The 6480-nt window shown below is 72.3% G+C and carries 9 protein-coding genes; 2 read left to right on the forward strand and 7 right to left on the reverse strand.

Annotated features, from left to right (window positions below):
• Positions 1-116 precede the first annotated feature (116 nt).
• The 4 genes from ACG2DA_RS11555 to ACG2DA_RS11570 all read right to left on the reverse strand — a co-directional run bounded on the left by ACG2DA_RS11555 (position 117) and on the right by ACG2DA_RS11570 (position 2120).
• Positions 117-251, reverse strand: coding sequence for a hypothetical protein (locus ACG2DA_RS11555; RefSeq protein ID WP_395255816.1), 135 nt, complete (start codon positions 249-251; stop codon positions 117-119).
• Positions 252-260: 9 nt separating this feature from the next.
• Complete coding sequence (gene xerC / locus ACG2DA_RS11560; RefSeq protein WP_395255817.1) at positions 261-1250, reverse strand: tyrosine recombinase XerC; 990 nt, start codon at positions 1248-1250, stop codon at positions 261-263.
• A 75-nt stretch (positions 1251-1325) separates the two neighbouring features.
• Positions 1326-1625 carry a helix-turn-helix transcriptional regulator gene (locus ACG2DA_RS11565; RefSeq protein WP_395255818.1) on the reverse strand — a complete coding sequence of 100 codons (300 nt, stop codon included), beginning with the start codon at positions 1623-1625 and terminating at the stop codon, positions 1326-1328.
• A gap of 96 nt (positions 1626-1721) precedes the next feature.
• Positions 1722-2120 (reverse strand): hypothetical protein, encoded by a 399-nt coding sequence (locus tag ACG2DA_RS11570; protein WP_395255819.1) that lies wholly within the window; start codon positions 2118-2120, stop codon positions 1722-1724.
• A gap of 585 nt (positions 2121-2705) precedes the next feature.
• On the opposite strand from ACG2DA_RS11570, the gene ACG2DA_RS11575 reads away from it, so the two are divergent.
• Positions 2706-3056 (forward strand): hypothetical protein, encoded by a 351-nt coding sequence (locus ACG2DA_RS11575; RefSeq protein ID WP_395255820.1) that lies wholly within the window; start codon positions 2706-2708, stop codon positions 3054-3056.
• Positions 3057-3729: 673 nt separating this feature from the next.
• Here the strand turns inward: ACG2DA_RS11575 and ACG2DA_RS11580 are convergent.
• The 3 genes from ACG2DA_RS11580 to ACG2DA_RS11590 all read right to left on the reverse strand — a co-directional run bounded on the left by ACG2DA_RS11580 (position 3730) and on the right by ACG2DA_RS11590 (position 5987).
• A complete protein-coding gene (locus tag ACG2DA_RS11580) occupies positions 3730-4023 on the reverse strand; it encodes a hypothetical protein (RefSeq protein WP_395255821.1) in 294 nt (97 codons plus the stop codon).
• Positions 4024-4829: 806 nt separating this feature from the next.
• Positions 4830-5753, reverse strand: coding sequence for a hypothetical protein (locus tag ACG2DA_RS11585; protein WP_395255822.1), 924 nt, complete (start codon positions 5751-5753; stop codon positions 4830-4832).
• A 36-nt stretch (positions 5754-5789) separates the two neighbouring features.
• Positions 5790-5987 (reverse strand): hypothetical protein, encoded by a 198-nt coding sequence (locus ACG2DA_RS11590; protein WP_395255823.1) that lies wholly within the window; start codon positions 5985-5987, stop codon positions 5790-5792.
• 232 nt (positions 5988-6219) lie between these two features.
• Here ACG2DA_RS11590 and ACG2DA_RS11595 point away from each other — a divergent pair.
• Positions 6220-6480: hypothetical protein (locus tag ACG2DA_RS11595; RefSeq protein ID WP_395255825.1), on the forward strand; the 261-nt coding region annotated here is incomplete at its 3' end.

The following is a 6480-nucleotide window of genomic DNA, read 5'->3' on the forward strand; positions in this document are numbered from 1 at the left end:
CGGGGGTTCGGCGGACGGGGCTCCGGGGGCGGATTCTTCGGAACGTGGGGGCGGGGCGAGACGACCGACCGCCTCGCCCGCTTCGCGGAGTCCGACGTGGGTGTAATGGTTCAGGGTCAGTTCGACGGACGAATGCGGGCGAGTGCTTGGGCGTGCTTCGGGTGCACGCCGGACCGGGCGAGGTTCGTCACGAACGTGTGCCGCAACGCGTGGAAGTCCAGCACCCGCCCCGCCGCGTCGCGGTAGGCCACGCCCGCCGACTACAGGTCGTGCCGGAGCATCGGCGCCGCCTTCCGGTCGCCGGCCCAGCGGCCGGGCCAGAGCGGGGCGTCCGGCCGCAGACCGGCGGCGGCCTTCGCCGCCAACCAATCTCGCAAGCGGGCGGCGGAATCGGGGTGCAGCGGCTGGACGTCTTCGCGGCGGTGCTTGGAGTAGGCCGCCGCGACGGTCACCGTCGGCCCGTCGATCCCGTCGATCCCGTCGATCCCGTCGAGATCGAACGAGGCGGGGCTGAGGCTGGCCAACTCCGACGCCCGCAGGCCGGTATAGGCCGCGACGTGGTACAGGATCGCCCGATCCGGGCCGCTCATCCCGAACTTCCTCGTTCCCGCCTCGGCGGCACTCACGATCGCGGCGAATTCTTCGGCTGTCGCCGCTCGGCGGACGCGGCGGGCGTCCGTCCGGGCGTTGACGGACGAGACGTGTTGCAGCGGATCCTTGGCCAGCCGCCCGTCCCGGACGAGCCACTTGGAAAAGCCCTTGCAGGCGGCGAGGTAGTGGTTCGAGGTTTGCGGTCCGAACGAACCGTCGCGGCGGCGGGCGGCGAGGTGCTGGGCGACCCTCTCCGAGGTGAGATCCCTCAACACCCGCGTCCGCGTCGCCGTCAGCACCTTGCGGATGCGGGCCGTCTGCTCTCGCACGTAACGGGGGGGGTTGTCGCCCGCGGCGAGATAGCGGGAATAGGCCTCGAGGTGATCGACCGCCGGAGCGGCGACGTGGGCGGCGTCGACGACCGTCAGTCTGGCCCGGCCGCGGTCGGCGTCACGTTCCAACTCCGCGAGCAGCGCCCGGGCGGCGCTCTTGTCGCGAGCGAGGGCGACGGTCCGGACCACGTCGTCCGCGTCGCGGTATCGCCCGTACCACTTGGCGCTCTTTACCCGCTCCACCACCGCCCCGGGCGTGTCCGCCTTTACGCGGGCCTTCGTGAGGGGGGCCAGGTGACGGGTCGTCGTCTTCTTGAACAGGGACATCGGTTCCACGCGTCATGAGAAAACCCCTGCCCCGGCGAACCGGGACAGGAGCGTGGCGACGTTCGATGTGCAAGCTTATCGACGGGCCGTACGACGACGCACCGGGCCTTTGATCCCTCGACCGCCGCTCCCTTCGGCGGCCTCGGCGTCGCGGTGCGACTCGAACGTCCGGCGATCGGGACATCCCAGTCGAACCCAATCCTCCAGATCGGCGACCCGCCACAGCTTTCGCCCGCCGATGCGGACGGCGGCGGGGGTCGCTCCGGCGTCGCACTGCCGGTCCCAGCATTTCGTGCTCACGTTCAACACCGCGGGGATGTCGTTGCGGCCGACCAGCAGTCTGGGCACGGCGCCCGTCGTTTCAGAATCGCTCACCCTATCGTTGCCTGTCCGATCGTCATTGGACGACGGGAGCGGGCGGCCCTGAGATCCAGGACCACCCGCTCGTTCGGCGACGTCAGCGGCGGCGAATCAGCGCTTCATTTCGCGGGGATCGGGAGCGGGCCACTGCTGCCATTCCGGTCCGCTGAAGTCGACGTACGGCGGCGGGACCTCGTTGGGGCGAATCCAGCCGAAGGGATTCGACCCCGCCGGCACGTCGCGGCGACGGAAGGCGTGCACCATCGTCACCCGATCCGGGTGGCGGTCGGTAATCATGCCTCCGACCGGCCACGGCTTGCTTCGACAAGCCGCCGCGGCGATGAGCGGGAGTCCGAAGAGGTATTCGCGGGATTTCCAGAGCGGATCGGCGTCCAACCCGCTGCGGAGGTGGTAGACCATGCCGCACTCGCGGTCTCCAACGGTCTTCCAACTCGGACCCTGCTTCTTGCGAAAGCTGGCCCGGTGCATCTGCCCTCCGAGAGCGAACACGGTACCGATAACGAGCGGCGACACGTCCGGACGATCCAGTAACCGAGCGAACTGAGACATCGAGACGTCGGGGGCAGGACCTCTTCAGAAGCCGGCGCCAGACTTTCGTCCGGGGCCCACACGGGCTCCGGCGCTCGGATGTCGGACTTGCGGTAGAAGAACGTTCCCTCGTCCCCTCGCATGATTTCGACGTCCAGCGGAGCGTCGGGAAATTGCTCCCGCAGTTCGACGGCGGAGAGATCACTCTTGGTAGCGGCCATGAGAACAGTCGCAGCCGTCAGGCTACGATTCTGAAGGCGACCAAACTGTTCGCAGGTGCAGTGTGTGCGACGACTGCTTCAACGACGACGGGGGCGGGCGATATCGTCCCGCTCAATGGTTATGGGCAAGTTCAGCGGAAGATTAAGCGGAAATCTGCGGCGGCGAGGAGAAAACCAAGAACGCGTCCTGTCTCCCCCGTGCGATGGCCCATCGCCCTGCCCTACCGACCTTCCTACCACGCGATGTTGCGGTCCGCGTCACCCGAGAGTCTCAGCTCGAGATTCGCTGAACCGGCAGTCGCCGCCATCTCGCTACACGGGGACATTGAGGTCGCAGACGTGGCCGACGCCCCCGAAGACCCTCCTCACCGGCCGCACGGCGCTGGTGCTCACCGGGCCGGTGCCGCGGTGGGTGCCGACCTCGCCGGTCAGCCAGTACGCGTTGCTGAAGACGAATCGCCGCGGCGTGACGACCTGCGAACTGCCGCCGGTCGTGGCGCTGCCCGGCGGGCGGGCGGCGGTCACGCAGGAGCACCGGGCGCCCGGCGCCGACGCCGCGGTGTGGCAGGCGGGCGGTCCCGCCCGCACCCGCTCGGTTCGCGGGGAAGAGGGACTGCCGATTGTCGGCTACGTCGCCTACGTCTGGGGGCCGCTGTACCTCCCGTCGTGGCGGTGACGACGTACGCCGCGGCGATGGAGATTAGTGTCGTGGCCGTGGCGACGAACGCCGTGGCCGTGCCGATCAGCACCACGGCGGTGGCGATCAGCACCGTGGCGCTGACGACGAACTCCGCGAACGAAAAGCGACCCGCCGCCCCCGCGTACGGGAACGACGGGCCGCGGTCTCTTTCGCAACCTCGACGAGGTTGCAAACGATGGTCCCCGGGTCGTCGTCCCCCGTAGAGGGGTAGGAGGACTATTGCACGCCGGCAACGTGCGTGCGTCTCCGTACGTCGGCCGGGCGTCGCTCTCTCCCGCGTCCGCGTCCGAGCGTGCCCGCCTGCGGCGGTCCTGTTCGGGCGGCGGTCGCTTTCGAGGCGACCGGGGTTCTTCCCGCTCCCTGGTTCCGACCGTCGGTCGTCGTTCGGTTGCGTCGTTTTCCCCGCCGGCTGCTGCGGTCCGTTCGTCGTCCGATCGTTGATCGGTCGTCGGCGGTTCCGTCGTTGCCGGTCCCGCTCCGGTTCCGTTTCGGATCCGTCGGCAGCGACCGTGTCCTTTGGCGCCCACGGGGGGCGTCCTCCGGTCGGTCCTCCTTCGCGTCCCGGTTCCGGGCTCGCCGGTCGCCGCCCCGTTGGCGACGTCCGTCACGGCAAGGATACTCCCGGGCACGGTCCGGCGACAGCGCCGGCTCAGTCGGACGGCGTCGGCGTCGGCGTCGGCGCCGGCGGGGCGACCACCTCGACCGAGTGCAGGCCGGCGAGCAGGCCCCGCAGGCGGTCCTCGGCGCTCTGCCGGCGACCCCCGCGGCGCCACGCGGCCGCCAGCCGGGCGGCCGGGGGCGACTCGTCGAACCCGGCCCGGCGGGCGAGGCGAACGACCTCGTCCCGCCAAGCCGGGTCGAACGCCCGCCCGACGGCGCCGGCGTGCTCGGCGGCCCGCAGCGCCGTCGCGAAGGCGGCGACGGGGGGGCCCGGTTCCCGCACTCGGCGAACGCCTTCGCGACCCGGTCGAAAAACTTCTCGCCCAGGCCGACGGTCCTCACCGGCCCCCCGTCCGTCCTCAGCCGGAAGCCGAGCCAGTCCGCCGCCGCCCGGGCGACGAGGGCCGCGACCGCCCCGCGGTCCGCTGCGGCGGCGAGGACGCCGGCGCTCGCCGCGGCGTGGGCGGCCTCCGTCTCGCGTTCGTCGCGGGCGGCCCGACGGTCCCTGCGGGCGATCGCCCGGGCGATCCAGAGTTCCTGCCTGTCGACCGGGGCCGTCTTCAGCCCCTCCGGGGCCGGGCGGAAGGAGGGGGCGAAGCTCATGGGGACGCGGTCCCTTCGGCGGCGGCGGCGTTCGGCGCCGCGGGGGCGGGGGGGGCGGTGCGGCGGGTCGGTCGGCGAGAAGGTCGTGCGGCGCCAGCCGCGGGCGGCGAGGGCGTCCCGCCGCCGGTCCGCGTCATCGTCGCGGCAGTCGACGACCAGCCCGCCCCGGCGGAGTCGCTTCGGCGCCGGGCCGTCCCCGCCGCCGGCCGCCCAGACGAGCACGTCGACCCCGGGCAGGTCTTTGCGGCGGCGCTCGGTCACCAGCGTGACGACCGCCCGCGGGGCCGGCGCCGCGGGGCTCATCGGGTGCGGATCGACCGGCAGCAGCGGCCAGCCCAGCTCCCTGGCGAGCACCGCGGCGCTGGCGCCGTCCTTGGCCACGACCGCCGCGGTCGGGGCGTCGGGGCCGTTGGGGCCGCAGGCGGCCCGCACCGGCGGCGGCCACGGCCCCCGGGTCGTCGGCGTCGACGTCGGCGGCGGCGACCGTCACGGGGCCGCGGGCGCCGGCGGCCTGATCCGGCCGAGGATCGGGCCGCGCGTCGCCGCCCGGAACAGCCGGACGTCCGCCCGGTCGTCCAACTGCTCCGGCGACAGCACCCCGACCGGCAGGACGCCGTTCCCCCGCCAGACGGGCAGCAGGTGGCCGGGGTAGTCGACGACGTTTTCGCGTTCTTCGTTCGGGACGCCGAGTCCGGCCCGCAGCGTGTCGTCGCCGTCGAGCCGGTGTTCCGCGGCGGCGAGGTCCGAGTCGACGAACACGACGAGCGTGGGGTGCTCGGGAACGCCGTCCGAGATCCCGGTGGCGACGACCGCAACGTCCCCGTCGCCGAACGCCACGAACTTCCCCTCGCCCGAGTCGTCGTTCCGCCCGTCGTCGCCGTCCGGGAGGCAGTTCGCGGCGACCGGGTTCGCGTAGATCCTACGGTCGGACCCGTCCGGAAAGAGCCGCTTCAGGGCGTCGGCGTATTCTTTCGCCTCGCGTCCCGAGCCGGCGATCACCGCCGCGGGACCCTTCCGGACCAACCTGAGCAGGCCGGCGACCGCCTTCGCCCGCTCCCGCACGGAGCCGCCCGCGGCGACGAACTGTCCTCCCTGATGGAGTCGAAGCTCCCGGATCTTCCGAACGCCGCCGTCGTCCCCGAGTGTTCGCAGCTTGACCCCTGAGGCCAGTCGGTTGACCGCCGCGGGCGACAACGGCAACTGGTCCGAGAGGGTCGACGGCCAATCCGGCAGCGAGTCCAGCTGGGACATGAGGTCGGCCGGCAGCTCGTGCTCCGTCCGCCGGTGCACGACGTTCGTGTAGGTCTGGTCCATCACCTCGCGGACCACGTCGAACAGGCCCGGCGGCACGGCCGCGAGGTGCGGGTTCTCCCCGAGCGTTTTGACGTCCCGGGGCGGCCGTTCGGTCATCCGCCCTTGGACCCGCACCCGCCGCGTCCGCGGCCCCTACCGGCGGGCGATCCCTTCCCGCAGTCTGTCGGCGACGTCGCGGCCGCCGCAGAGGATCGCCGCGGGCCTGCGGTCCGTCCAGCTTCCGTTCGTGTCGGTCCGTTCGGCGGCCTGTTCGAGGAGCGTCTTCACGACCGCCTCGGCCATGTCGTACCAAGGGGGCACGTCGAGCGGACTGGACTTATCGACGGTCATGGGGGGCGGGCGATCGGGGCCGGGGGCGAGCTACAATACGGCCGCACGGCCCCGCCGACTTCTACGCAGCGAGCCGTCGGTTTGTATTCCCGGTCGGCATAACTCCGCTCGCTGCCTGCGGACGAACGGGTCATCAGAATCCCGGAACGTCGGAACCGGGTTTCGCGAAACCGGCTCATGCCGCAACGGCATTCATGGCCGTCCGGGCGCCGGAGCCGGTACGGTGGCCGGCATGAGCCTGACGCCCCGCCCGCCCGACGAGGTCCGAGCCGTCGCCGACCGCGTGCGGACCGCCGTCGAGCGGCTCTACGGGTCGCAGGCGGCGGCCCGGCGGGCGTGGGGGCTGGAGACCCAGTCCGCGGTCAGCAAACAGCTCAGCCCCTCCCGGCTGCCCTCCGCCTGGGTGTTCGCCGAGCTGGCCGCCGCCGGGGCGGACGTCACGGAGCTGCTGACGGGGACTCCGCGGCCGGCGACGGCGCCGCTGTTCGCGGGG

It is taken from the genome of Alienimonas sp. DA493 (genome assembly GCF_043951915.1).
In the GTDB taxonomy this organism is placed as follows: Bacteria; Planctomycetota; Planctomycetia; order Planctomycetales; family Planctomycetaceae; genus Alienimonas.